This window comes from Pseudomonas sp. PS02290 (genome assembly GCF_029960075.1).
In the GTDB taxonomy this organism is placed as follows: domain Bacteria; phylum Pseudomonadota; class Gammaproteobacteria; order Pseudomonadales; family Pseudomonadaceae; genus Aquipseudomonas.
This window is the reverse complement of record NZ_JASCOY010000013.1, coordinates 1-26,790: the sequence shown is the minus strand read 5'-3', so window position 1 is coordinate 26,790 and position 26,790 is coordinate 1. Positions and strand designations below refer to the sequence as shown.

18 protein-coding genes and 2 pseudogenes are annotated in these 26,790 nt (G+C 61.6%); 14 read left to right on the top strand and 6 right to left on the bottom strand.

Annotated features, from left to right (window positions below):
* Positions 1-75: 75 nt before the first annotated feature.
* Genes QMX88_RS09005 through QMX88_RS08970 form a run of 8 tightly spaced genes read left to right on the top strand, consistent with a single transcriptional unit; the run spans position 76 to position 9,485 of the window.
* Positions 76-216: a type VI secretion protein gene (locus QMX88_RS09005; protein WP_282368377.1), complete on the top strand. Its 141-nt coding sequence runs from the start codon at positions 76-78 to the stop codon at positions 214-216.
* A gap of 17 nt (positions 217-233) precedes the next feature.
* Positions 234-1,439: a type VI secretion system-associated FHA domain protein TagH gene (gene tagH, locus QMX88_RS09000; protein ID WP_282368375.1), complete on the top strand. Its 1,206-nt coding sequence runs from the start codon at positions 234-236 to the stop codon at positions 1,437-1,439.
* A gap of 5 nt (positions 1,440-1,444) precedes the next feature.
* Positions 1,445-1,951: a type VI secretion system lipoprotein TssJ gene (tssJ, locus tag QMX88_RS08995; RefSeq protein WP_282368373.1), complete on the top strand. Its 507-nt coding sequence runs from the start codon at positions 1,445-1,447 to the stop codon at positions 1,949-1,951.
* Positions 1,948-3,279 (top strand): type VI secretion system baseplate subunit TssK, encoded by a 1,332-nt coding sequence (gene tssK, locus QMX88_RS08990; RefSeq protein ID WP_192172610.1) that lies wholly within the window; start codon positions 1,948-1,950, stop codon positions 3,277-3,279. The genes tssJ and tssK overlap by 4 nt, the downstream gene beginning before the upstream one ends.
* Positions 3,280-3,284: 5 nt before the next feature.
* A complete protein-coding gene (gene icmH / locus QMX88_RS08985; protein WP_282368365.1) occupies positions 3,285-4,184 on the top strand; it encodes a type IVB secretion system protein IcmH/DotU in 900 nt (299 codons plus the stop codon).
* Between the two features lie 26 nt (positions 4,185-4,210).
* Positions 4,211-7,738: a type VI secretion system membrane subunit TssM gene (gene tssM, locus QMX88_RS08980; RefSeq protein ID WP_282368363.1), complete on the top strand. Its 3,528-nt coding sequence runs from the start codon at positions 4,211-4,213 to the stop codon at positions 7,736-7,738.
* Complete coding sequence (locus tag QMX88_RS08975) at positions 7,738-8,466, top strand: PP2C family protein-serine/threonine phosphatase (RefSeq protein ID WP_282368361.1); 729 nt, start codon at positions 7,738-7,740, stop codon at positions 8,464-8,466. The genes tssM and QMX88_RS08975 overlap by 1 nt, the downstream gene beginning before the upstream one ends.
* A complete protein-coding gene (locus tag QMX88_RS08970) occupies positions 8,463-9,485 on the top strand; it encodes a serine/threonine-protein kinase (protein ID WP_282368359.1) in 1,023 nt (340 codons plus the stop codon). Before QMX88_RS08975 ends, QMX88_RS08970 begins: the two co-directional genes overlap by 4 nt.
* Positions 9,486-9,688: 203 nt before the next feature.
* Here the strand turns inward: QMX88_RS08970 and QMX88_RS08965 are convergent, their stop codons facing one another.
* Together QMX88_RS08965 and QMX88_RS08960 are read right to left on the bottom strand one after the other, a co-directional pair.
* Positions 9,689-10,093 carry a type II toxin-antitoxin system HicB family antitoxin gene (locus QMX88_RS08965; protein WP_192173477.1) on the bottom strand — a complete coding sequence of 135 codons (405 nt, stop codon included), beginning with the start codon at positions 10,091-10,093 and terminating at the stop codon, positions 9,689-9,691.
* Between the two features lie 20 nt (positions 10,094-10,113).
* Positions 10,114-10,311 carry a type II toxin-antitoxin system HicA family toxin gene (locus QMX88_RS08960; protein ID WP_192173678.1) on the bottom strand — a complete coding sequence of 66 codons (198 nt, stop codon included), beginning with the start codon at positions 10,309-10,311 and terminating at the stop codon, positions 10,114-10,116.
* Between the two features lie 638 nt (positions 10,312-10,949).
* Between QMX88_RS08960 and QMX88_RS08955 the strand changes: the two genes are divergently transcribed.
* On the top strand, positions 10,950-12,308 hold the full coding sequence (locus tag QMX88_RS08955; RefSeq protein ID WP_282368358.1) for an MFS transporter: 1,359 nt from the start codon (positions 10,950-10,952) through the stop codon (positions 12,306-12,308).
* 74 nt (positions 12,309-12,382) lie between these two features.
* On the opposite strand, the gene QMX88_RS08950 is transcribed toward QMX88_RS08955, so the two are convergent.
* Positions 12,383-14,812 carry a DUF3772 domain-containing protein gene (locus QMX88_RS08950; protein ID WP_282368357.1) on the bottom strand — a complete coding sequence of 810 codons (2,430 nt, stop codon included), beginning with the start codon at positions 14,810-14,812 and terminating at the stop codon, positions 12,383-12,385.
* Positions 14,813-15,537: 725 nt separating this feature from the next.
* Between QMX88_RS08950 and QMX88_RS08945 the strand changes: the two genes are divergently transcribed.
* Positions 15,538-16,482 (top strand): DNA/RNA non-specific endonuclease, encoded by a 945-nt coding sequence (locus tag QMX88_RS08945; protein WP_282368355.1) that lies wholly within the window; start codon positions 15,538-15,540, stop codon positions 16,480-16,482.
* A gap of 84 nt (positions 16,483-16,566) precedes the next feature.
* Here QMX88_RS08945 and QMX88_RS08940 read toward each other — a convergent pair whose 3' ends face one another.
* Both QMX88_RS08940 and QMX88_RS08935 read right to left on the bottom strand, forming a co-directional pair.
* Complete coding sequence (locus QMX88_RS08940; RefSeq protein ID WP_282368353.1) at positions 16,567-18,165, bottom strand: J domain-containing protein; 1,599 nt, start codon at positions 18,163-18,165, stop codon at positions 16,567-16,569.
* Between the two features lie 3 nt (positions 18,166-18,168).
* Complete coding sequence (locus QMX88_RS08935) at positions 18,169-19,866, bottom strand: molecular chaperone HscC (protein WP_282368351.1); 1,698 nt, start codon at positions 19,864-19,866, stop codon at positions 18,169-18,171.
* Positions 19,867-20,216: 350 nt separating this feature from the next.
* Between QMX88_RS08935 and QMX88_RS08930 the strand changes: the two genes are divergently transcribed.
* From QMX88_RS08930 to QMX88_RS08915, 4 genes and pseudogenes are all read left to right on the top strand, one after another.
* Complete coding sequence (locus QMX88_RS08930; RefSeq protein ID WP_192173482.1) at positions 20,217-20,918, top strand: DUF3053 domain-containing protein; 702 nt, start codon at positions 20,217-20,219, stop codon at positions 20,916-20,918.
* 138 nt (positions 20,919-21,056) lie between these two features.
* Complete coding sequence (locus QMX88_RS08925) at positions 21,057-23,243, top strand: M48 family metallopeptidase (RefSeq protein ID WP_282368347.1); 2,187 nt, start codon at positions 21,057-21,059, stop codon at positions 23,241-23,243.
* Positions 23,244-23,379: 136 nt separating this feature from the next.
* Positions 23,380-25,026, top strand: a pseudogene (locus QMX88_RS08920) (right-handed parallel beta-helix repeat-containing protein); the annotation flags it as partial.
* A 382-nt stretch (positions 25,027-25,408) separates the two neighbouring features.
* Positions 25,409-26,650 (top strand): DUF1835 domain-containing protein, encoded by a 1,242-nt coding sequence (locus QMX88_RS08915; protein WP_282368343.1) that lies wholly within the window; start codon positions 25,409-25,411, stop codon positions 26,648-26,650.
* Here QMX88_RS08915 and QMX88_RS08910 read toward each other — a convergent pair.
* Positions 26,651-26,790 (bottom strand): annotated as a pseudogene (locus QMX88_RS08910) (GNAT family N-acetyltransferase); the annotation flags it as partial. It lies immediately after the preceding gene.

The window sequence follows — 26,790 nt, the reverse complement described above, 5'->3', positions numbered from 1 at the left end:
CGAACGATTTTTTTCCCGCTCGCTTTCCATCGCGCCATCCGACGGCGCCCTGTGCTCACCTCTGGAGATCCTCTGATGTTCGCTCGTCACCGGCAAACTGCTCTGCTGACCCTTGTTCTTCTCTGTGGCGTCTCGGGTTGCAGCGGCAATTACAAGTTCAACGACAACACCTATCGCCCGCTGGGTGATCCGCAGGCAGCCAACCGCGGTAACTGACCACAAGGAGCACCACCGTGGAACTGGTTTTCGAAATGCTGAGCACCCGGCAGTTTGTGCCTGCGGAGCAATGCCAAAAGACCTTCAGGCAGGCGGGCGGCGTGATCGGACGGGCGGTGGACTGCGATTGGGTCATTCCCGACCGCAGCCGGCACGTGTCCCACCACCACATCACGATCAGCTACCGCGATGGCAGCTTTTATCTCACCGATACCAGCAGCAATGGCGTGCTGAGTGGGGAAAGCAGGGTGCGTCTGCCCAAGGGGCAAGCTGTTCGCATCGAGCATGGCAGTCTGTATGTAATGGGCGATTTCGAGCTACGTGCCCGACTGATGCGTGAGCCGACCTCGTTTGACGGTGACGTGGGTCGCACTTGTGCAGCCGGCAGCATCATCCCCGACGACTCGTTTCTGGACCTCGACCCGCTGAGCGCGCTCGACCAGCAGGAACGCGTCCACTCGGACATCGACGAACTGATTTCGCCAGCTGCCGCCATCAAGGACGGTCCACAGCGTGCGGACTATGCCCGGGTGGACATGGAAAGCCTGCGCGTGCCAGAGCTGGTCGAAGATCCTGCAGCACACCCCGCTCCAGCACCCGCGCCAGCCGCTGTTGAGACCGAACGCCAGACCGATGATTTCTGGACCCGGTTTTCCGACGCGCTCGGTCTCGAATTCGACGATCTTGATCAGGCTGCCCGGGAGGCGCTGGCGATCAATGCCGGCCGTCTGCTCAGGCAGTGCGTCGGCGGTCTCCAGCAGCACCTGCAAACGCGCAGCGAGTTGAAAAATGAATTGCGCCTGTCGCAGACCACCGTGCAGGGCGCCCAGCGCAATCCGCTGAAATCAGCGGTCGATGCGGGCGAAGCCCTGTCGGCAATGCTGCGTCCTGGCAAACCCGGGCAACTGCCCGGCGAGCTGGCGATAAGCCGAGCCTTCCATGACGTGCAGGCGCATCAGGTCGCCTTGCTGGCCGCCTGTCGCGCGACAACGCGCGCCACGCTGGAGCATTTTTCACCGGAGCAACTCATCCTGCGATTCGAGCGCGACAACCCGCCACTGCTCGCGACCTCCGGCAGTCGCTGGAAAGCCTATGGCCGCTATCACCAGGCGTTGCGTCAGGACAATGACTGGAGCGAACGCCTGCTGGCGCGAGATTTCGCCCAAGCCTATGAAGAGCAGATTCGTCTGATTTCCACCCTCCACACTGATCATCAGGGATGAAGCGCATGTTTCGCCGTACAACTTTCTTTCTACACGCGCTGACCGCGTTGATTGCCGTGCTCATCCTTGCAGGCTGCTCGACGCTGTCGCCGTACTCACACCTCACCAAACTCGACCTCAGGCTTACGGCCAGTGATCAGCTGAATCCGGATCTAAATGGTCGTCCTTCACCGATCGTGGTCCGCCTGTACGAGCTCAAACACGCGGTGGCCTTCGAGAACGCTGATTTTTTCAGCCTGTATGAGCGGGCCAGAGAGTCCCTGGCTCCGGACATGGTCGCCACCGAGGAGCTTGAGCTGCGTCCGGGCGAAACGGTCGAGCTCAAGCTCAGTGTGCAGAAGGGCAGTCGCTATGTCGGCGTAGTTGCGGCGTACCGCGACCTGTCACAAGCCTCGTGGCGCTCCACGCTTCACCTCCCGCCGCGAACCGCCACCGAAGTCGATCTGACCCTTGATGAAAGCGGCATTCGGACTTCACCTGAAGCGCTTGCCGAGGCGGTCGACCAGCCATGAATACGCACAAAGTCATCTGGCAGGAGGGCATGCTGCTACGTCCTCAGCATTTCCAGCACAACGACCGGTATTACGACCACCAGCTGAAAATCCGTACTCGGTTAATGGGTGGCTACGCCTGGGGATTCCTGGCGCTGGAGATCGATCTGCAGTTTCTGAACATGGGGAAACTGGTGATCAGTCAGGCGTCGGGCATCCTGCCTGACGGCAGCGTGTTCGAGTTGGGCGGCAACACGCAGTCGCTGGCCCTCGACATACCGCCCAATACCGTCAACACGCCTGTTTATCTGGCGTTGCCGCTGGTCACCGGCAATCACGTGGAAGCCAGGCGACCGGAGCAGTCCGATGTGCTGGCGCGTTATACCGCGTATGAAACGCAAGTCGCCGATTCAAATGCAGGTGATGACGCGATCTGTCAGGTGAGCTGCGGCCGTCCCGACTTCAGATTGCTCCTGGGCGAAGAGCAGAGCGACCACGCTTACGTCAAGCTGAAGATCTGCACCGTGCTCGACACAACCCCTGACGGCGTGGTCAGTCTCGCCCCGGATTTCGTACCGACTTACCTTCAGTCCCATGCTTCCGCCTATCTGCTGTCGTGCCTGAAGGAAGTCATCAGCATGCTCAGCCATCGGGGCGACAGCATTGCCGAGCGCATCCGCTCAAGCGGCACGGTCGCCAGCGCGGAAATGGGCGACTTCATGATGCTTCAGCTGATCAATCGTGCCGAACTGCTGCTGCGTCACTACCTGGGTCTGGAGCACGTGCATCCGGAAGAACTCTACCGCGCGTTGCTGACCCTGCTGGGCGATCTGGCGACCTTCTCGAGTGACAGCAAGCGGCCGCGTCTGGACAGCCGCTACCGGCACAGCGATCAAGGGGAAAGCTTTCGCAGATTGGTGGAAGCGCTTCGGCAGATGCTGTCGATGGTGCTGGAGCAACACGCCATCGAGCTGGTGCTACAGCCGCGTCAATACGGCATCACCGTCTCGCCGCTGCACGATCGCACGTTGCTGGGTTCGGCCTCCTTTGTATTGGCGGCGAGTGCCAATTGCGATTCCGAGGAACTGCGCCATCGTCTGCCCGCGCATTTCAAGGTTGCACCGGTGGAACGTATCCGCCAGTTGGTGAACCTGCACTTGCCCGGTATCAAGCTCACCCCGTTACCGGTGGCGCCGCGGCAAATCGCGTTTCATTCGAAGAAAACCTACTTCGTCCTCGAACTCAGCTCCGAAGACCTGGCGCAGCTGGAGCGCTCCGGCGGATTCGCGTTCCACGTGTCCGGCGAGTTTGCCGAGCTTGAACTCAACTTCTGGGCCATCAGGAATTGAACGCCATGATCAGGGATAGCGATTATCAACAGGACGACAAAACCGTCCTGGTCACTCGACAGGGTCACGGCCCGGCGTCGAAACCGATGACGGATTCCACGCCGCCGCCGCGCTTCGAGCAACTGGAAGAACGCATGATCTACGCCGCGCGCCTGCGCCCGGCGCAGACGTTCAATGTCGGCATGAACCCGCTTGTGGCAGCTGCATCGGAGCTGTTGTCCGAGGTTGTACGGCTCAGAAGCGGTGACATTCCCCACGACCTGGCCGCGCTGCATGAGCACCTGACCCACGTGCTGAAATCGTTTGAAGCGCGCGCGCTGCACAACGGTGCCGAGAGCAGCCAGGTCGCGGGCGCCCGCTATGTGCTCTGCACTGTTCTGGATGAGGCCGTGGTAACGAGCGGCCGGGGCAACGAAAGCGAGTGGTCGCAGATGAGCCTGCTGAGCAGGTTTCACCAGGAAACCTTCGGTGGGGAAAAGTTTTTCCAGCTGCTGGATCGACTCTCGAAAAACCCGGTGAAGCATCTGTCGATGCTGGAACTGATGTACCTGTGCCTGTCTCTGGGTTTCGAGGGCCGCTACCGGGTGCAGACCCGTGGCGTGCAGGAGCTCGAGAGCATTCGCGACGCGATTTACCGGCAGGTTCGCCAGCTGCGCGGTGATGCGCCTCGCGAGCTGTCGCCCCATTGGGAAGGCCTGAACCAACAGCGCCGCAGCCTGGTGCGCATCGTGCCCGGCTGGATGGTGGTGGGCTTCACCCTGGTGTGTCTGATCGTGATGTATTCGGGCTTCGCCTGGGTGCTGGGCGAGCACCGCAAGGCCGTCCTTCAACCTTATCAGCTGTTCGATCAGCCTGCCGCTCACCCGCAATCGCAGCGGCAAGTGCAATCAAAGCCGCAGCCGTAAGCCTCCGCCGTAAACAGAGACGTGTGATGAAAAACCTTTTCAAGAAAACCGGCGCGCTTCTGCGTCAGACGTGGGTGTGGACGCTCCTGCTGGTGTTGTTCGTGGCGCTGATGGTCTGGTTCGTCGGGCCGCTCCTGGCGGTTGACGACCGAAAGTTCTGGGAGGGTTCAAGCGCCCGGCTGTTGACCATCAGTTCGCTGTTCCTGCTCTGGGGCCTTGCCATGGTGTATGTCAGCTGGCGTGCCGGGGAGCGCAAGAAAGCGGTCGAGGACAGCGAAGACGGTCAGGCGCGCCTCTTGCGCGACGATCAGATCGACGAGGAGCAGGCTGAACTGACGACGCGTTTCAAGGACGCGCTGAAAACGCAGAAGACCTCAAGCCTGTATCGCGGCCGCAGCGAACACTGGCGCACCGAGCTGCCGTGGTACCTGCTGATCGGACCCGAGGGCAGCGGCAAGACCAGCCTGCTGGAGTTTTCAGGGCTCGAGTTTCCGCTCAACACAGTCGGGCGCAAACTTACCCGCGACAGCCGAGGCACTCGCCTCAGTGACTGGTATTTTGCCAACAATGCCGTGCTCGTCGACACCCCAGGCCGTTACCTGACCCAGCCGAACGCCGACATCGACCGCAGTGCCTGGTGCACGCTGCTTGATCTGCTGCGCAAATATCGCCGCAACCGCCCTCTGAACGGCGTACTCGTCACGCTCCCTGTCGACACGCTCCTCCACGGCAGTGATCCTGAACTGGAGACCCTCGCCGGACAGGTGCGTGCGCGGCTACAGGAGGTGAATCAGAAGCTCCATGTCGAGGTGCCTGTCTATCTTGTGCTGAGTAAGGCCGACAGCCTTCCGGGCTTCGACGCGTTTTTCGATCAACTGACCCGGGAGGAAAGTGATCAGGTCCTCGGCACCACCTTCAAGAACGGGCAGAGCGGCACTGACGCCGCCATGCTGCGCAACGAATTCGGCGAACTGCTGGTTCGGCTCAACAGTCAGGTGATCACCCGCATCCATCAAGAGCGTGATACCTCGCGCCGTGGCGGCATTCTCGACTTACCCCATCAACTCAGCGGAATCGGCGAACGCGTGTGCGTGTTTGTGGAACTGGCGTTCACGGGCAATCGCTACCAGTTGGCGAGCCAGTTGCGTGGTTTCTATCTCACCAGCGCGCCAGGCTTTGAACAGGACATGCACTCGCCCGCTCTCGGCAGGGGTGCCAGTCCCGGGATGAGCACAGAAACGCTGCCGACACTGGGGAGGGGCCGATCGCGTTTCATCAATCACCTGCTCAGCAGAGTCATCTTCCCCGAGGCTGACATTGCGGGCCTGGACATGCGCGAGCGCCGCCGTATCCATTGGGCCCAGCGCGCGCTATACGCAGGCGCACTGGCGTCACTCGCGATGTTCGGCAGCCTTTGGGCCGTGAGTTTTTCCGGCAACTATGAACGTCTGGACAGCTTGGGCGCCCTTGCCAGAACCTGGGCCGAGCAGCGGTCGGCGACCGCGGTCCAGGATGACCTTTTCGCAGCGCTGAAAGTGCTGGACAGCGGCTATGCGGCGACCCGGGTTTTCCCTGGCAAAGAGGATGTCGGTTACCAGACGCGCGGCGGCCTTTATCAAGGCCAAGCGGTCAATCCGGTGGTCGAAAGAGCTTACGGTCGCGAGCTTGAACGGCTGCTCTTGCCTCAGTTAGCGACGATGCTGGAGGGGCAGATTGCCGCGAGTCTTGACGATCGCGAGGGGCTCCTCAAAAGCCTGCGTGCCTATTTGATGCTGGGCATGAAAGACCGGCGGGATGCGGCGTGGCTCAAGGAGCAGGTCGCCGCTGTCTGGTCCGAGCTGTACCCCGGCGACGCCGCTGCGCAAAACGGTCTGAACGCCCACTTCGAACGGTTGCTGAAGCTACCGTTTGTCCATGGCCTCAATGAACAGCGCGTGGTGCAGGCCCGGCAGGTGCTGCGTGGTGAGTCGCTGGCGAACGTCGTCTACCGGATGTTGCGCGAGCAGGCGGCGACCTTGCCGGATTACAGTTTCGACCAGCATCTCGGGCCGCAGGCAGCGCTGTTCGTCGGCACCGATTATGTGATTCCGGGGTTTTACACCCGGCAGGGCTACGAGCAGTATTTTTCGGTGCACGGCTCCCGGGTGGTGACCGATATCCTGCGGGACAATTGGGTGCTGGGCGAAGGCTCCGGTCTCAGCGACATGGATATGCGGCGCTTGATGGTTGAACTGGAGCAGCTTTATTTCCGTGATTACGCTGATTACTGGGGCGAGGCGGTGAGCGCGGTCGAGCTGCCCGCGCCCTACGATTTTGCCGACAGTGCCGAGCAACTGGCTGGCCTGACGTCGGCCCATTCGCCGGTCATCAATCTGCTCAGGGAAGTACGGGAGAACACTCGTTTCACACCTTTAGCCGAGGCACTGACAAACGCCGTCGATGCCACTGCGCAGTTGCCGGATAAGGGTGGCAAAGCCGGCAAACTGGCGGTCGCTGCGTCAAGCAAAGCTTCCGAAGCGTTGAGTGCATCCGTCCCGGACACTGCACGCAAATCACTGCAAAACCGGTTCGATCCGCTGCACCGCCTGCTCGACGAAAAAGACGGCCCGACGGCGGACCTGATACCTGTTCTGGCGGTACTCAATGAGCTGCAACTGCAGATGGCGAGTCTGGGCAGGGCCAGCTCGCCGGAGCAGGCTGCGTTCGATATGGCCAAATCACGCATGGGCGGACAGCGGGATGCGCTGGGCACTTTGCGTGCGGCATCCGGTCGCCTGCCACGTCCGGTGGGCGCGTGGTTCAACACCTTGGCCGAAGACGCGTGGCGGCTGGTGCTTCGCGATGCCTATCAACACGTGAACCAGCACTACCAGAGCGAGGTGTACAGTTTTTACGCCAAGGCGATCAGCAAGCGTTATCCGTTCAGCGCTGACAGTGCCAGCGACGTCGCACTCAGTGATTTTCGCGAGTTCTTCAAGGTTCAGGGCGTTACGGACCGCTTCTTCGACGGATTCCTGCGTCCGTTCGTGAGTGGCGAGAAAGGCAGTTATCGTCTGCGCAGTATCGACGGGCAAAGCCTGCCGATCTCCCGGGCGTATCTTGATCAGATGACTGCCGCTCGAGTCATCCGACAGGGGTTCTTCGCCGACAACCCGGCCGAGCCTCAGGTGCAGTTCAAACTTGAGCCCCATACCCTGGACTCTTCTGTCAGTCGTTCCGAATTCAAGCTGGGGGACAAGGCCCTCGAATACCGCCACGGTCCGATTGTCCCGGTGTCATTCAAATGGCCCACCGATGCGCAGGCCGGTCGAACCAGTCTGGTGCTCGACAGAATGGTTGGCCGACCCCTGGGTATCGAAGAAAGCTCAGGGCCGTGGTCGCTGTTCCGTCTGCTGGATTCAATGCAACGGGAGGAGCTGAGCGGTCGCGACGTGCTGGTACTGAAGGCTGATGTCGGTGGACTGCGTGCCAGCTACCTGTTGACGAGCCAGCGTTCGCCCAACCCTTTCGACATGAGCGTGCTGCGCAGCTTCCGCATGCCGGCACAACTCTGATGGCGATCGCCGGTCAGTGGCGCAGCGCTGCGCGGACCCACAGCGGCAAGGTCCGGGCGCGCAATGAAGATGCGTTTCTGGAGTGTCCCGAGAGGGGACTGTGGGTGGTTGCCGATGGCATGGGCGGCCATCAGGGAGGCGATATCGCCAGCCAGATGATCGTCGCCAGTCTGGCGGAGCTGCCGGTGCGCGATCACTTCGATGACAGGCTTATCGGCGTTAGGCAGTGCCTGCACTGGCTGAACCGGCGGCTGGGCCAGGAGCTGACCGTCCGTGCAGGCCGACAGGACAGCATCATCGGCAGCACGGTGGTCGCACTTCTGATGGAGGAAAGCCGGGCGGCCTGTGTCTGGGCGGGTGACAGCCGCTGCTATTTGTGGCGCGGCCAGCGGCTGTATCAGCTGTCCCGGGACCATTCCCTGCAACAGCAATTGATCGACGAGCGACAGATGAATGCTCGCCAGGCCTGCGCCTACCCGGGAGCGCACGCTTTGACCCGAGCGGTGGGCGCTGCCGAGCAACTGACGCTGGAGGTGCTGGAGCTTGAGGTGTTTCCGGGCGATGCGTTCCTGCTGTGCAGCGACGGTTTGTATCAGGGGTTGAGTAGCGATGCGCTGGGTCACGCATTGAATCACGTTCAGCCGGAAACAGCGCTCAAGCGCCTGTTCGATGACGCCTTGCGCGGCGCTGCCCGGGATAACCTGACGGCTGTGGTGATTCGCGGATGACTGAGCCCGCGCAATTGATCCCGGCTGAGCATGGGGTGATTGATCCTCCCCCCAATGACCCGCCCGCCGACCTCACCTACTTCGCCTTCGCCCGGTCTCAAAAACCTGAAACGGCTCGGGTACTCACCTCGGCAGGCATGAGCGCAATGCCCGATGTCCTGGCAAGTCGTTACCGCATCGAACGCCTGCTCGGTGCCGGCGGCATGGGAGCGGTTTACCGTGCGCGCGATCTGCTGGCCGAGCAGTACGGAGATCCCGATCCTTACGTCGCGCTCAAAGTCCTCAACGAAGACTTCGCCGAGTCGCCGGACGCCAGCGCCCTGCTCTACAGCGAGTTCCGCCTGACCCGATACCTGCGGCATGACAACGTGCTGCGTGTGCACGGGTTTCATGTCGACACCTCGTGCGCGCGGGCTTTCATCACCATGGAGCTCATGCGAGGCCTGACGCTGGACAAAATGCTCTGTGAGCGGCCGCTGGGACTGCCATGGAAAGAGCTGCGCGAGATCGTTCTGCCGTTGCTGGACGCACTGGCATTCGCCCACGCTCGCGGCGTGGTTCACGGTGATATCAAACCCAGCAACATCATGCTCAGTGAAGAGGGCGTGCGCCTGTTCGACTTCGGTCTTGGCAGGGCCGAGGAGGGCGTATTACCCGGCTTGCCGCATTTGAGTCGCGAGCGCTTCAATGCCTGGACCCCAGGCTACGCTGCCCCTGAGCTGCTTGAGCACCAACAACTCTCGACAAGTGCTGACGTCTACGCGGTGGCCTGTGTGATCTACGAGCTGGCAAGCGGCAAACATCCCTTCCGGCATCTACCTTCGAATCAGGCCCGTGATCAGCACCTGGAAGCCGGGTTGAAACCGTCACGCCACTTACCCAGGCGTGGTTGGCCTGCTTTGCGAACCGCGCTCGCTTTTGACGCCGATGCCCGCAGGATAACGGCCGGGCAGATGCGTGACGCTTTCACCAACCCCTCGTCCTGGGGGTGGTGCAGGAAAATCCGCCCATCTCGGTGAGGCCATCAGTTGTGCGGTGCGAGATCGGACGCCTTCCCGGCTAAAGCCGGTCCTACACTGGACACGATGCTTTGTAGTGGGACCGGCTTCAGCCAGGAAGAGGCCGGTGTGGACTCCATCAGTTTGCGGTGTGACGCCTGACGCCTTCCCGGCTAAAGCCGGTCCCACCCGGTGCGCGTGGTATTGCTGCGGTCACTTTCTATTCAAACCCGCCCGAGTTTTTCCAGCGCCGCATCCGCCAAAAACGAAGAGCGGCTTTTGACGTTGTGGTCGCGAACATAACGGTCGATGCGCTGTATGACGAACCCCGGCAAGGTGACATTGACCTTCTCGGTCTTGCCCAGATAAGGGGTGATGTCGATCTCGATCATGCCCCAACCCATGTTTGCGTAATCGTCATTATCATGATGCGCTCGAGCCGATGATGGCATCGGCACGGCGTGACCGTCGGCAACCCGTTCTTCAAGACAAATATGGGCAATTTCGACCGCGGCGTTGTAAGCGTCTTCGAACGTGTCGCCAGCCGTCACCGCGCCGGGAATGTCCGGAATCTGTATGCCGACAGCCGTCGTCTCGTCGCCCCATTCGATGGCGATGGGATATTGCATGGTGTGCTCCTGCGCTAGGATCAAGTGGGTGCCAGAGGTAATAGACATGCCCGCCTCCTGATGCTTTTGATCGTTCCGATGGGAAGGTCCTTCTTCGGATGCGGGACCGGGATGGAGTTGGGGCTGCACGGATGTGTGTAAACGTGATGGCTGCCTCTGATTCGAGCCAAGGTCCAGCCCGCGGCCTCTAACTCTGCAATTAATTCCCTGCTTTTCACCAGCAGCTCCCTGTGAAGTGTGGGGCGGATGGTGAAAGTCGCTCGATGTTAGATCAAGGAGGAAGATGTATCTAGAGTTATGAATAATAGAAAGTGGCAGTTCTCTTCAGGTGTCACGACGCCGAGGAGAGCACGGCGGATTCGGTCTGAACAGGTGGCCAGCGATGGGCTGACAGGCAGATATGATCAGCATTTCGCTGGCCGCCCGCTCGACAGCAGCTGCATAAAGGGCAGCGGTGTTCTGACCAAACATCGCCGGGATGAGCGGAATAGAGCCATCTTGAAGAAAAAGATTGATTTATTTTCATGCACAAGCTTCAACACCCGACCGCCCGGTCCCTCTACCCCTCAGACGACACAACCGGGCACGTTGTCGCACCCAAGGCAGCCCGGCTCGGTTGTGCTTAATCGATTCATCTGGCATAAAAAGCGGGCTTCGGGCTCGAAAATCTAAAAAAAACATAGATTAATGGGTCGACGATAGCTGCTGTCACGTCCGACCCCCGCGCGCTACCCATCAAGCCAGTTTTGCTCGCTGCCCGAAGCGGAAATCTGTGCCACCCCCTCTGCCTTTCAACCTCATCGAGGCCATTCATTCGGCGCAACCAAACGCCGTGCAGCAAAAAAGGAACGGAAAATTGAGCGATCAATCCACTCCGAACACTCCACTCTCACGATTCTGCGAAAAAGTCGGAATTCCCTATCCCATGTTCTGGGGCTTTGTCGGTCTGTTGATCTTCATGATCGGCGATGGCGTAGAACTCGGATACCTCTCGCCCTTTCTCAGTGAACGCGGCATGCCCGGCGACGAAATCGCCATGATCTTCACCCTCTACGGCGTCACGGTCGGGATTTCCTCCTGGCTCGCCGGTGCGCTCTCCAATATTTGGGGCCCGAAACGGGTGATGTTCCTGGGATTGGTCATCTGGAGCGTGTTTGAAGTGCTGTTCCTGATCTACGGATTGCAGGAACTGAGCTACTCGATGATTCTCCTGACCTACGGCCTGCGCGGTTTCGGTTATCCATTGTTCGCTTATGGCTTTCTGGTGTGGATCGCAGCGTCAACGCCGTCCCGCAAAATGGGCATGGCCGTGGGCTGGTTCTGGGTGGCTTACGCTGCGGGCCTGCCGATGCTGGGTTCTCTGGTGGCGAGCGCCGCCATCCCGCTGATCGGCGCATTGCAGACCTTCTGGTTGTCCTTCGCTCTGGTGGTCATCGGCGGCGCGATTGGTCTGATCGGGATGCGTGAGGCCCACGGCATGCGTCGACTGGCGCCCGAGGGTGAGCGGCCGATGGTGTCGATGGCGAAGAACATCACCATCATGTGGACGCGTCCGAAAGTCTCGCTGGCCGCCCTCGTCCGGGTGATCAACACCTCGTCGATGTTCGGTTTTCTGGTGGTCATGCCCGGGTTCTTCATGCACACCGTCGGCTTCACCCTGGAAGAGTGGCTACGCCTGCTGACCATCGTCTTCGTGTTCAACATCATCGGTAATCTGAGCTCAAGCGTGATCAGCACCAAGATCGGCTATCGCAACACGATCCTGTGGTTCGGTGCGGTGGGCAGCACGATCAGCACGCCGTTGTTCTTTTTTATGCCCCAGGCGTTTCACCACGATTTCCTGATCGCTTCGATCTTCGGTGCCTTTTACGGCCTGACCCTGGCGTGTTTCGTCCCGCTGTCGGCACTCGCCCCTGCGTTGGCGCCGAATAACAAGGCTGCGGCGCTGTCGGTGCTAAGCCTGGGGGCAGGGGCGTCCACATGGGTGGGCCCGGCGGTGGTCGCGATTTTCAATGAAAGCTACGGCGTTGAAGGGGTGGTCTGGGCATTCTGCGGCCTTTACGCACTGAGCGCCGTGCTGACCGCCTTCCTGAAAGATCCGGAGCCCGTGCATGACCCGATCCTGATCAAGATCAAACGCCGGATCAAAGTGTTTGCGCCGCGTATGGATTACCGTTGGGCCCATGCCGAAGACCCGAACAAAGACGTAAGCTGATTCCGGTGCTCGCGCGGCGTGACAGTCATGAAAGGGTCGACTGCCGCGCCGCGTGTCTTAATGGGGCGGGGTGATCAATCAGCGACTGCCGGCGGTTGCTCCTTGCTCAGCCCGTCGTTGATCAACACCATGCTCTGCGGTGCGGACAACGCGATGCCCATTTCCCGAAGGCGGCCCAGCACGGTAAACAACAGGTCGCTTCGAGCACTGCCCACCGAGCGCGGGCTGTTGACGTAACCGCTGGCGCTGATGATCAGGCCCGTGTTGGTCAAGTCTTTGAAGGTGACCGAGGGCGCTGGCGTATCGAGCACGGCTTCGTGCTCGGTAAACGCCTGCAACAGCAGTTCGCGGATCTGCAGGACATCCGTTTCCAGCGGCAGCGTCAGGGAAATCCCGACTACGCCCAGCGCGTTGCCCATGGTCACGTTGCGCACGTTCTGAGTAATGAACTGCGAGTTCGGCACGATCACCGTGGAGCGGTCGGACATCTGGATTTCAGTGGCACGCACGTTGATCCGGCGAATATCGCCCTCGACCCCCGCCAGGCTCACCCAGTCCCCGACCTTGACTGGCCGCTCGGTCAGCAGAATCAAGCCCGAGATGAAGTTCTGCACGATGGCCTGCAAACCAAAACCGATCCCCACCGACAGGGCGCTCACTACCCAGGTCAGGTTGGTCAGGCTGATGTGCAGGGTGGACATCACCACCGCAATCACCAGCACAAACCCGATGTAGCCGATCAGGGTCACCAGGGACGCCTGCATGCCGGCGTCCATGTTGGTTTCCGGCAGCAGCCGTTCGCCGAACCATTCCTTCAGCACGCGCACGCCCAGCATGCCGAGTACCAGGCAACCCAGTGCCATGAGAATGTCGCTTGGAACGATGTTCAGGTTGCCCAGGGATTTGTTTGTGACTTCCATCTGGGTGAAGCTTTCGAGCAACTCGCCCGGGCTTGAACCCGAGGGCAGAAAGGCCAGCAGCGCGGCGGCCAGCAACAGCAAGCTGCGGCCTACGCCCGCCAGAATGGTGCTCGCCTGGGCCTGATGGCGCGGGGACAGGCCGAGTGCCGAACCCAGTGCCATGCCCCCCGGTTGCTTGGGCGACAGGAGGGTTTCGCAGACGTCGCCGAAGAACGCCACCAGCAGGTAGGCGGTTGACGCGACCACGCTCATCCACAGCAGCTTGACCGCAAGGAAGTAGGCCAGCGTCAGGTACCCGCTCAGCAACGCCAGCAGGCTCAATCCGACCCAGACCGCGACGACGAAGGGGATCAACCCGGCGAGGCCGCCCGGACGCTCGATTGCAAAGCGGCGGCGGGTGCGGCGGTAGCGCACCAGGCCGAAGAAAAACACCAGGGAAACCGCCAGCGCCGTCAGGCCGTTGACCGCGACGGTCAGCGCCAGGCTGCTGGCGATGACGCTGTTGATCCGCTCCTGGGTGCCGATGACCATCAGGGCCAGGGCCAACACAGGCGGAAAGCGGCCCATGGCCGTGGCAATCTCGTCAGGAATCTTCGGCAGGCGCCACGAGGGGTGCGGCAGCATCAACAGCGCGCGGCCCAGGCCGACGATGAAGGCGCAGAAGGTGATCAGCGTCTGCAGTTGGTCGAGGAGATTGACCACGTCGTTGCTCAGCACTGCATTGCTGGTGATGCCCCAGCGCAGCAGGGAAGTGGCAGTGGTGATGGTGAGCACGGTCGAAAGACCGACGGCCAGTGCCAGGGCGCTGCGGCGCAGACGGCCCTCGGGCAGCCAGCGGACCATCAGGCGGATCAGCAGGCTCTCCAGCAGGCGGCGCACCACCACCCAGATCAGCAGCGCGCCGATCACCACGCTGGCAAACAGCATCCGGTTGCCGGGGGCCAGTGCGCTGGTGAACACGCTGCGGACGTCGTCCAGCAAACCGTTCATGCGCCTGAGGTCGTCATCGGTCGGGCGAATCAGGGTCGACCAGAACGCCGAGCTGAGAGGGCTGGCCGTGCGCGTGCTGATTTGCGAGTCGAACAGGCTGCGGCGCAGGCTGAAGATCTGCGTGGCCAGGTCCCGTGCCGACTGACTCAAGGTATTGGTCTGGCGTTCGTCGCTGACCAGCGCGTTTTTCTGGGCAGTCAGTGCCTTGCGCTGGCTGGTCAGGGTGGGCGCTTCATCCGGTTGCACCGGGCCGAGAATGTTCAGCTGATCGTTCAGGTGCTCGATGTCGACCGCCTGTTTGGCGATCAGATCATCGGCTTGCTTCTGCACCTGCAATGCGGCCTGGCGGAGGCTCGACAGCAGGTCATCGTTGGCGCTGACGGTGACTTTTTGCCGGATCTGGTCGAGCTGTTCGCTCAGGTCATCCAGGCTTGGCGCCTCGACTTCCGGCGTTGCATCAGGTTGGCTCGCGGCCTGCGGTGCGGTTTGTGGCGCGACCTGCGCCGCCGCGGCCTGTGCGAAAGCGGGCAGGGTGACGCACAGCAACAGCGCGAGCACCCCAGCGTAGAAACGGTTCAACGTGACGTGTTGCATTCGGGTTCCTTTGGGGCGTTAACCGGTTTTGCGAGCTGATCGTTTGGCGCATGTATCGAACGGCAGGCGGGGCTCTCGATCATTCGTGCGCGCGGGGGCGGATGATAGCAAGGATTGGGTCGTGACGACTCACGCTCGCTGTCCATTGCCGGCAGTGGTGCGGCTGATGGAAGATCAAGAGCGTCTGCCTGGGGGCAGACTGTTTCGCCTTCGGCGAGTTACTTGATAAAGCCCCAAGTAACCAAGGGCTTGTGCTCCTGGTTGGGCCCCTCCTGCGTCGGGGTTCCTTCACTTCGGTCCCGCTCCGTAGGCCCGCGCCGAACGGACATCCATGTCCTGACGGCGCTCTCGCCGCATCCATGCGGCTCGACCCACTGCGCGAGACCTGCGTTCAGCCTGCACCCAAGTCGCGACTGGTGTCGTCTGCACTCGCCGTGTATGAAGATCAAGATCAAAAGCGCATTTAGATCAGATCAAAGGCTTCCCGGCTAAAGCCAGTCCAACGGTCAAGGTCACCGCCAATCCCACTGCACGCATACGATGCTTTTGTAGGACCGGCTTCAGCCGGGAAGGGGCCCTCTCGGTCAACATCAATTCGTGCTGTGAACCCACCGTTAGCCGATACCCCCTCAGGTCATGTGATATTCACACTTGGCGGCACATGATCGTGTTCGGTGTTAAACAGGGCCCGTCCGACGGACCCCCATCAATCAAGAGGTAGCAGGATGCCCACACATAACGCTCAGGTGGATCTCGCCCACCGCCCCCGTCTTGCTGATCTTCAGCCCATCACCGCCGATCCGTCATCCCATGCCACCGCGCTGCGATCAACCCCCCAAGGACGGGTCACGCCGGCGTCGCAACTGGAAGGTCGCTCAGGCTACAGCGGCGATTTCCTCGGGGAATTCGTCGTGCCCTGGCCGACGACATCAACGCCGGACGACGTGTTCCCGGTGGGCAATCCGGGCAATCGTCTGGATTACACCCACTTCTCCATCAGCATGTCCCGGAGTCGGCGCATTGCGCTGTATGTGGGCGTGAACATCGAGGGTGGCAGCAGCGTCGAGATCGTGCGGAGTCAGGACAACTGGGCCTACGACGGTCGCCTGCCGGTCGAGGCGCAGATTGGCGACGATCTGTACCGCGACAACCTGCTGGATCGCGGCCATCTGGTTCGCCGCCAGGACCCCAACTGGGGCGCCGAGGCGCAGACCGCCAATCAGGACACCTTCCACTTCACCAACTGCTCGCCGCAGATGTCCGCCTTCAACCAGAAAACCTGGCTGGAACTCGAAGATTTCATCCTGGACAACACCCGCCGCTGGAAAGAGCGCGCCACGGTGTTTACCGGGCCGGTCCTGCGCAGTGACGACCCGCTGTACCGGGGCGTGCAAATCCCCCGAGCCTTCTGGAAAGTCGTCGCGTTCCTTGGCGATGACGGCAAACCTTCGGCCAGCGCGTACGTGATCGACCAGACCCGCGAGCTGGGCAAGCTGGAACTGGTGTTTGGCGCACTGAGGACGTATCGACGCAGCGTCACCCAGATTGAGGCGCTCACCGGCATCCGTTTTGGTGAGCTGGCGCGGTATGACGGGTTTTCCAATGAAGAGCAGATCACCGGCACCCGGATCGAGGCGCTGATTCAGCGGCCGGAGGACATTCGGCTGTAGCGTTGTCCTGCGATACCGCTGCAGGGGGCCTCTTTTTCTACGGCCATGCCCTTGCGTGCGAGTTCTCCTGAAAGCGGCCCGGTCTCAGGTGCCTCGCGTCAGCTGAGTGCCGGGCATGTTCATTTGCACATACGCAATCACACTCACCATGACGATCCAGAACAGCCACTGCAGACGGCTGAGCCCGGCGATCCGGTAGATCGCCTGCAGCGGCTTGCGCCAGCGATATTGGCGATCCACTGGCACTGCACTTTTGGGTTGCAGCCTGCCGATCAGGCCAGTGATGACGTAGGTGGCCACCCCGAGAAGTCCCAGCCATTTCCAGAGCACAAAGGCCAGGGCCAGCACCGGTACGCCGTTGCGGATCACCAGATAACGCCGATTCCGCGTCAGTGTATGGCGTGCGCACCATGCGCTGAAGCGTTGATCCTCATCGTAGAAGTACTCCGAGAATCTGACCCAGTGCTCATACAGCTTCTTGCCCATGTACGTGAGTAGCAGCCCTGTCATCAAGATGAGCGGCGATATGACCACCAAGAGCAGGAGAGGGGCGGAGACGTCGAGTATGCCATTCAGTGCGAGAGTAATGGTCAGAACAATGCCCGCCCGCTGCGTGACGTGGGGCGGACTTTCCGGCCCCACCAGTGCTTTCCAGAACCATGGATTGTGGTCCGGGAACCTCCGTGCCCAGTCGGGAAACCGCTTCGTGAAGTCCTCGGATAATTGTTCGCAAGCCTGCCACTCAGCCTCGGTGAATGTCGCAACGCGTGCCTGAAGGCGTTCCGCCGACGAACCCGTCAGGAACAGCGCAGCAGCATTGGCGCGTGGGTTGGGATGCTCCTCGCCCTGGCGCACCAGCGCACGCAATTCGTCCACCCATTTCTTCTCTTCGCAGCGCCAGAGCAGCGCGTGCCATTGCTCATCAACGATGGGGACAACGGCTGACTCGCTGTCCCAGGCGAACAGTTGCCGGATCCTTTGAAACAAAGCGGGGGACCAGTGCTTATGTTCGAGAAAAAGATCGAGCACCTGCACGTGAAGCGTCTGGCGACGCGCTAAATCGCCCAGCCAGCCTTGTCGACTGTGGTGCTCAAGGCACCCGATAAAGCGTGTTTCCTCGCCGGCCGCCATGTATTGCTCCAGCCTGCGGTACAACCCCATTGAGAGCAAATGGCCAAGCCGCTGCTGATCGGCCTCCCGCGGGCGAATCTGCTGCCACGGCGTCAGCCACTGGCGGGTTTCAAGGCCCCAATGCAACAGGTTCGGGTGCGCGTCCGGCGCCTGGACGCACCGCATGAACAGCAGGGTCTCGACGGTCGATTCGATGCCCCGTGCGATCGCCTCATTCCAGCACTGATCAACGGCAGCATCGTCGAACGTTTCGAGCAGTTCGGCGGCCTGCTCCTGAGCGGAACGCACCACTGGCCGGGTGACCGGCTCAGGCCTTTGCACCAGAGGCGCTGCCGAAGCCTGTACAAACGAAGCGTCGCTGCCAACGCCATCGTCGCCGTCGCGCGCCAGTTGCAACGCGCGCTCGTAGGCCTCGCGCAGTTGCTGGAACGCGACCGGATTTTCGTCCGGACGGGTAATTTTCAGCAGCTTGGCGTATTGGCGTTTAACACTGCGCTCGTCGGAGCGGGCAGGGAGATCGAGAATCTTCCAGCAATCGAACGTCGTGTCCATGGGTCATTGCCACCCGCCATGTTCCAGCTGTTTGAGCCGCTCGTTCAGCTCCGTGCGCGTCTGCCGGATGAGGCGCTCGTCCTGACTGTCGAGGGCGCGCTGAAACTGGCTTGCCCAGTCACCGATCAGTTCGCGGCGCTCGCCCAGGCTCTCTTGATAGAGATGCTCCAGACGCGCCATCAACAGCGTATTGATCTGCTGATCGCGCGGATGCACCTTGAGCGCAGCGAGCGCTTGCAGGCGCTGGGCAACTTCCTCAGGGCTGAGCACGCCGGGGTTGTTTTCGATCACCAGTGCGAACGCATCGCCCGTGCTGGGGATCGTGACCTGACATTCGAGAATGCCGTTGTTGTCGTAGGTGAAGCGGACGTCGAGATCGACGTTGCCCTTGTTGTGGGGCGGAAGGGGAATCTCCAGTTCGCCCAGAGGAATGTTGTCGCGCACGAGACGACTTTCGCCCTGGAAGATGCTCACCGTCACGCCGGTTTGCCCTGCGTCGGCGGAGTAAACGGTCTTCACCCGGCTGACGGGTACGGTGGTGTTGCGCTCAATGATCGGCAGATAGTGTCCGTACTCACGGTGCTGGCCGACCCGTTCTGCGACCTCGATACCCAGGGTGTAGGAACAGACGTCCGTCAGCACGACTTCTTCCAGGGCCGCATCCCGGGATTTCAACGCCGCCTGTATCGCCGCACCGTGGGCCACGGCTTCGTCGGGGTTGAGCTGAATCGAAGGGAAGCGCCCGAACATGCCCGCCGCCAGTTTGCGCACCAGTGGCATACGCGTGGTGCCGCCGACCAACAGGATTTCGTCGAGATCGCCGATCTGCAGCCTGGCGTCGCGCATGGCCCGTTCGACCGGGTTGCGCAGCCGCTCGAGCAACGGCGCATACAGCGCGGCCATGTCCTCTTGAGTGAAGGTTTGCTGCCACTGCTGGCCGTCCACCCGCAGCACGAACGCGTCGCTGCGAACCTGGCCCAGGGCAATGCGCAGGCGTTGGGCTTCGCGATGCAGCGCGTGGGCGATGGATTCGGGGGCGGGAAAGCCTGGCTGGTCGGCCTGGGCGCGAACGAAGGCCTCGGCCAGCAGCCGGTCAAAATCTTCGCCACCGAGGAAGTTGTCCCCCGCACTGGCGCGGACTTCCATCACGCCCTCAAACAGCTCGAGGATCGACACGTCAAACGTCCCGCCACCCAGATCGAACACCAGAAAAGAACATTCCTTGCCGTGTTGCGGCAAGCCGAACGCCAGCGCGGCGGCGGTGGGCTCGTTGATCAGCTTGTCGACCTTCAGGCCTGCCAGTTCTCCCGCGATGCGCGTGGCTTTGCGTTGAGCATCGCTGAAATAGGCGGGCACGCTGATGACTGCCTCAACGACCGTCTCGCCATAGGCGCGCTCGACGTCTTCCTTGAGACTTCTGAGCACCAGCGCTGAAAGCTCTTCAGGACGGAATATATGATTGCCGAGGGCGGTCTGGTGGGCGCTGCCCATGTGCCGTTTGAACAACGCAGTGGTCAGGGAAGGGTGGGTATGCAGTCGTTCGCGGGCGGCTTGCCCGACCAGAATCCGGCCCTCATCGTCCAGCCCGACCACGGAGGGGGTGAGCAGCTCGCCCAGCGCGTTCGGCACCAGCACGCTGGCATCGTCTTTCCAGACCGCGACCAGGCTGTTAGTGGTGCCGAGGTCAATACCGACGATCATGGGTGAGTTCCTGTGTGCAGGCTTGGGGAGCCTGGGGCTGCGATAAACGCGTTGGGTGTCATGAATGTTGTCTTCCTTGAGCCCGGAGCGGGTGTGCGCGGATTTGAGAATGATCGGCGTACAGGGTTCAAGTGCTCATGTGGACGCACTGCGCCGACTGCGTAACATTTCGCAAAATTACAAAATAATAGGATCCAAAGGGAATTTATTTTTGCGTAAGCTATCTAGCATCACGCTTACAGACGGTTCATCGGCATCGACAAACTGCCGTCTGAACCCGAACGCTGTACCGCCCCGAAGCAAGATTTCTCTGCCAACGGCTTTTTTCACTCCCTGGAGATTCCCCGACAATGACCGTCTCATTCAGCCGCCACTGGTTACTCGCCCTCGCACTGCCGCTGCTCCTGACCGCCTGCGGCAGCAGCGAGCCTGACCAGCGCGCCGCGTTCAAGCAGTTCCTGCAAACCCGCATCATCGACAAGCCGGGCGTCCACGTGCCCAAACTGACACCGGAAGAATCGAAGTCTTTCGGCGATTACACCCAGCACTACGCCGTGATCACTGACTTCAACAGTGGTATGGACGCCAGCATGAAACCCCTCAACGGCTTCGTGCAGAAAGGCGCGTTCCATTCATTGGGCGACGTGATTGAGCGCCGCGATGATCTCAAGACGGTGCAAACCGGCGTGAACGATCTGGTCGCACAGCTCAAGCAACAGTTGGCGAAAGCTGACGCCGCCCATGCCCAGCTCAAGCAGCCGGACGATCTGAAAACCGTGTATGACAGCGCCTACGATCGCACGGTGACCGTCCCGGCCAACACGCTCCTGACCGTCATGCCGCAAGTCAATGGCACCTTCGAATCGGGCCTCAAAGTGGCGGACTACGTCGACGCTCACAAGGCGCAGATCCAGATCAATGGCTCGGTGATTCAAGTGACGGACCCCAAGGTCCAGGCTGAATTGAACACGCTGCTGCAGGACCTGAATGCCAAGGCCAAGGTGGTTCAGGAAGCGCAGACACGCATGCAGGCCGTGTTGCTGGGTCGCTGAATCCGGACCTGATAACGGCACCGAGGGTGAGTTATCCCTTGGTTGTGTAAAGCACGCAAAGGGCATCAGACCCTTTGTCCAGGGAAGCAGGCGCGCGCCAGGGATGGCACTCGGCGGCGCTGTGAAAAGGGTCGCCCCATGAAAAAGCTGAAGCTCATCGCTGTACTGGTTTTATTCCCGCTGGCGCTGAACCTGTTTGGGGTCTGGGAGCTGCAACGCAGCAGCGAGGACCGCCAGGTCTACGCGGGCTATCAGGCTGACCTCAATGAAGCGCGTCCGGAGCTGCAAGCCATTGCCGCCAAAGGCGGTTCGCGCCCAGTGATGGTCGACGTCGGCGACGGCGAGAAAATGGAAGTCAACGAGGCGTTGGCCCGCGTCGCCGGGTTGCAGGACGAACTGGACACTCTGCTGCCGCTGAGCAACGTCATGGTCTGGCTCGCAACAGGGGTCATCGCGCTGGGATTGCTGGCTGCCCTAGTGGGCGGGCTCGGCTTGCTGGGCCTTAACTGGGCGGGCCGGCGCGCCATGCATTCGCGGGAACAACTGCTGCATGGCTTTACCCGTGTGACCAAACTGCTGCCCTTCGTTCTGGTAGGGCATGTGGTGGTCATGGGGGCTGTCATCGCCGCCATCGTCGCCTTCGAGGCGCTGAATCTCTGGCACGCCGGGCGACTGTCCGCCGGCGAAATGAAATTCATGTTCGCTGCCATGGTAGTTGTCGCGGGTTGCCTGTATTCGATCTGGCAAATGGGCACGCAGTTGCGCGTCATGCTCAACATGTTCCAGCCTACGCCGATGGATGTGATGGGAGAGGCCGTCACCGCCGAACAGGCGCCGGTGCTTTGGGCTTACGTCAACGAGCTGGCCCGAAAACTGGGCGCACTGCCGCCGGATCACATCGTGTTGGGCATGGCTGCCGGCTTTTACGTCACCTCCGGCGACATCGCCCTGGCGCCGGCCAACACCACCTTGACGGGCCGCACCCTGCATGTGCCGCTGGTGTATCTGGGCATCCTCGACGAAGCCGAGACCACCGCTGTCATCGGCCACGAGCTGGGGCATTTTGCCGGCGCGGACACCGAGTTCAGCATGCGCTTCGTGCCGATTTACCACGGCATCGAGCGCAGCCTGGTGGTGATTGGTCAGACCCTGGTCGACAGTGAATGGCTGCAACGGGCGACCCTGCACCCGGCGTTCATGCTGGGTGCCTACTTCATGGAAAGCTTCGACCACGCGGTGATGCACTGGAGCCGTGTGCGCGAGCTGGAAGCCGATGCCGCCGGTGCGCAGCTGGCGGGCAATCTGGCTGCCGCGTCGGCCCTGGTGCGTATTTCCGCCATCGATCCGCTGCTTCAGGACCGCCTGGCCACTCATATCGCCCAAGCCACTCATGTCACCCCCGAGCAGAGCGCCGTTCAGGATCTGCCCACGGCACTTCTGCATGAGATGGCTGCGCTGCCGCTTACCTTGCCGGAAGAAGAGATGGCAACTCAGCTGCCCCACCCGTCAGACACCCACCCTTCAAACGGCGAGCGCGTGGCGTCTCTCAAGGTGTCCATCGACGATGCCGTGCGCACGGGCACGCGACCCCTGGATGCAACGCAAGCCTGTGCGGCGATGGATCGCTACTTCGCGCGGCCCGAGGTGTTGCGCAGCCGCCTGACGGACGATTATCTGAGCCATCATGTTCAGCAGGACGCTGCGATCGTGGAGACGTTGCGCACCCACGCCGGCAACGTAACCGGCGACGTCGCACTGCATGAAGGGGCCCGCCTGCGGGGTCAGATCCTGCTCGGATTCAGTGGCCTGTCGGCGCTGGCGGGGCTGGTTCTGCTGCTTGCCCCACTGCTGTTTTCAGGGGTGGCAGGGCGTGATCCGCAGCCGTTCTTTGTCGGTGGCGGCGTCGCTCTGCTCATCACGCTGTGCACGCTGCCCTTTGGATTGCGATTCTTCAGACGCGCTAATAAAACGGCGCTGCTGCTGACGCCGGATCACTTCGTGTTCGCCAACCTCAAAGCGCCGCTGCCGATTCGCGACATCGCCGATTTCAGCCTTCACGTCGGCAATGTGCTCATGCTGACTGTTCTGCTTGAACACGACGCGCCGCTGCCCGAGCTGACCCCACGCTCGTTCTTCTCACCCGATGCCGTGCTCAACAAGAAGAAACGCTGGCTGATGCTGCCCCTCTCCCAGTTCTGCCGCGATGACAAAAAGCTCAAGATCCCCGAGCTGGCCGAACTGATCGGGACCTACCTCAACGCAGGTGCGGCGCGGCATTTGCTGCAGCAGCGGTTTGAGCAGGACGGGGAGTTGAAGGCTGGGTGAATGGCGGACTTCCCGGGTACCGTGATCCCCGGGAGGCACGCGACCCCACCGCTCGTCACCTGTCCCGTCAGATGACCCGCCTTTCACACAGCATGCCCATACTGCCCCCGTCTCTTCATTCAAAACGGAGCACGTTATGACACTGCAATTCAATGTCCGGGATTTCGGCGCCGTTGGCGATGGACATACCTCTGACACCGCAGCCATTCAAGCCGCCATCGATGCGGCAGCAAAAGCCGGCGGCGGTGATGTTTATATTCCTGCCGGCACCTGGACCCTGACCCCGGGCGGAAAGCCTGCCGACGGCGCGCTGATGCTCAAAAGCAACGTGTTCATCAAGGGCGACGGCATGGGCGCCACGGTGCTCAAGCTGGCAGACGGCACCGACCAGGCGGTCACCGGCATCATCCGCTCGGCGAGCGGCGAGGCGACCCACGATTTCGGCGTCAGCAACCTCACCCTCGACGGCAACCGGGATGCCACCAGCGGCAAGGTCGATGGCTGGTACAACGGCTTTCTGCCGGGCCAGCCGGGTCAGGACTCCAATGTCACGCTGTCCGGCGTGGAGATTCGCGATTGCTCGGGCTACGGCTTCGACCCCCACGAGCGCACGGCGAACATGCTCATCGAAAACAGCGTGTCCCACGGCAACGGGCTGGACGGGTTCGTTGCCGACTACCTGATCGACAGCACGTTTCGCAATAACCTGGCCTACGACAATGACCGCCACGGTTTCAACATCGTCACGACCACCCACGACCTGGCGCTGCTGAACAACGTCTCCCACGACAATGGCGGCGGTGGCATTGTCGTCCAGCGCGGCAGCGAAAACATTCCCTCGCCGTATCACATCACCATCGAAGGCGGCGAGGTCTACGGCAACGCGGCTGAAGGCGTGCTGGTGAAGCTGTCCAATGGCGTTGACATCAGCGGCGTGGATATTCACCACAACGGCACGTCCGGCGTGCGTGTCTATGGCAGCACGGACGTCGAAGTCCGCGGCAATCTGATCCACGAGAACGCGCAGAAAGCCGGCATTCCTGAAGTACTGATCCAGCCGTTCGACGATCGCGGCGGCGTCTCCGGCAAGCTCCATCCGGCTGACCACAACACCTTCGCCGACAACATCATCACGGGCGGCGCCAAAAGCACTTTCGGCGTGGCGGAGGAGAGCGGCCAGTCAGGCAGCAATTCGGTTTATGGCAACACCTTCGCTCATCTGCAGCAGGGTTTGGTATCGCTGCAAGGCGCGGGTGACCACGTCGGGACCAACCCCGTGCTGAATGCCATCGACGGCGGCAGTGCCAGCGATTCCCTCAATGGCACGGCCAAGGCCGACTCCATCAATGGCAGGGACGGGGCAGACACATTGAACGGTGGGTCGGGCGCGGACCTGCTGTGGGGCGGCGCCGGCCATGACCGATTGCTCGGCGGCAGCGGCAACGACACCCTGATCGGCGGCGCCGATGCCGACGTGCTGTTCGGCGGCGCAGGTTCGGACCTGTTCCGCTTTGCCTCGGTGTCCGACAGCTACAGAACAGCGACTGCCAGCCATGCCGACCGCATCGGCGACTTCGATGCCGCTCACGACACCATCGATGTCTCGGGCCTCGGCTTTACCGGATTTGGCGACGGCCATGACGGCACCTTGAAATTCACCACCAACGCCGAGCACACCCGGGTCTACCTGAAAGACCTTGATGCCGACGTGCAAGGGCATCGGTTCGAACTGGTGCTGGACGGTGATTTCAAAGCCGGTCTCCCTTCAAAAGCGATGGTATTTGCCGACGCCTCAACGTTGTTGGCCAGCCCATCCACGACAGCGGACGCTGTGTCGGTGGCACTGGTAGGCGTGGCTCAGGATCATCCGGAGATTGGGCTCGTTTGACATAACGTCAGGCCCTTCCTCGCCTGAACGCGAGAACGGGCAGTAAACCGAGGGATGCACGCGCCGTGGGGTAGCACTCACGGCGTGATGCCGTCCCATTCCCGTACCCAATTCCCGCGCCAACCTTTGCATCCTCATGACCTTCCCGCTAAAGTCGGCCTCCGGGCGTCTGCTGCGCCTGCGGTCCGCGCGAAGGGGTTTCCCAAGGCAAGCGTTTCCCCAATCATTCATTCCAGCTCCCGGCTTGTCGGCGGACCGAGCCCTGTAAGGAGTTGGCATGCCTGCCACTAATGCGTCCCGTCAACACGGTCGGCTCGATCTACCTGCGCTGCGCAAGCACGCAAAACGTCTTCTCAAAGCCCTGAAAAACAACGAAGCGGACGACGCCCGAACGCAACTGCGCGCGATGGGCCTGTCGGGCCCGGACTATCGGCTCGCCGACACCCAATGGCTGGTGGCCCGCGAGGCGGGGTTCGCCAGTTGGCCCAAATTGATCGCCCATGCCGACGCCGTCGCGTTTGCCGCCCGTCATCCGGACTTCGCGGCGACGGGTGAAGCACAGGTCCAGCACTGGCGCTGCGGCAACGACATCGAGCGTAGCCTGCGGGTTGCCGGCTTTGCAGGGTCGTTCCAGATGTTCGACGACCCCATGGTCATGGGCCCGGTGCCCGCGCTGCCTGACGATGAATATTGGGCGGTACGTGCCGCGTTTGCCGAGCAGGCGTTTGGACTGTCACCCCGTGACGCCGAGCAGCGCCAGGCGATGCAGCGTGAGGCGTTGGCACGCCTGAATGCCGACAGTGAACTGGTGCTGTGGTGCGAGGGCGATGCGTACGATCAACTGTTTCTGGTTCGACTGCTGGCGAGTCTACCCAGCGTGCCGCGCAGGCTGGAGCTGATCGAGATCAATCGGGTGCCCGGCGTCGAGCGATTCATCGGCATCGGGCAACTCGACCCGGACGTACTCGCCTGGCTCTGGCCCCAGCGGCGCGCCATCGGTGAGGACGCCCTGGCACTGGCCCGGCAGGTATGGGCCGCCTACACCGCCCCCGATCCAAGTCGCTGGGCCGAGCTCGCGGCGCAACACCATTCGGCGCTGCCGCTGCTCGGCCCCGCGTTGGCGAGGCAGCTGCAAGAATTGCCCGGCGTCGAGGATGGCTTGAGCCTGACCCAGCGATTGATCCTGCGCATTCTCGCGGAGAAAGGCGAAATGCCCGCCGGTAAGGTCTTCGGTCATTTGATGCTTAATTATGAGCCGCTGCCGTATCTGGGCGACATGATGTTTCATGCGCTGCTGAGACCTCTCATCGATGCACCTCAACCGCTGCTGCATGAACAACCGGGCAGCGAGTGGCCCAAGCGTCTTGTACGGCTGACGGCGCAGGGTGAGCGGGTAGTGCGCGGGGACTTGAACGGGCTTGATCTTGATCCGGCAGAGCGTTGGGTCGGCGGTGTGCGGATTGTTGCCGATCGCTCGCCCTGGGTGGTCAGTGCAGAAGGGCGGGTGTGGCGTCGCTGACTACGCCGGAAACGCCAGCAACTTCTCCATGATGATCGTCCGCTCCTCGCCATGGTATTCATCGCGAATGGTTGAGTAGCCAAGCGACCGGTAGAAGCCCTCGGCCGTGATGGAAGAGGGCACGCGCAACTGACTGACGC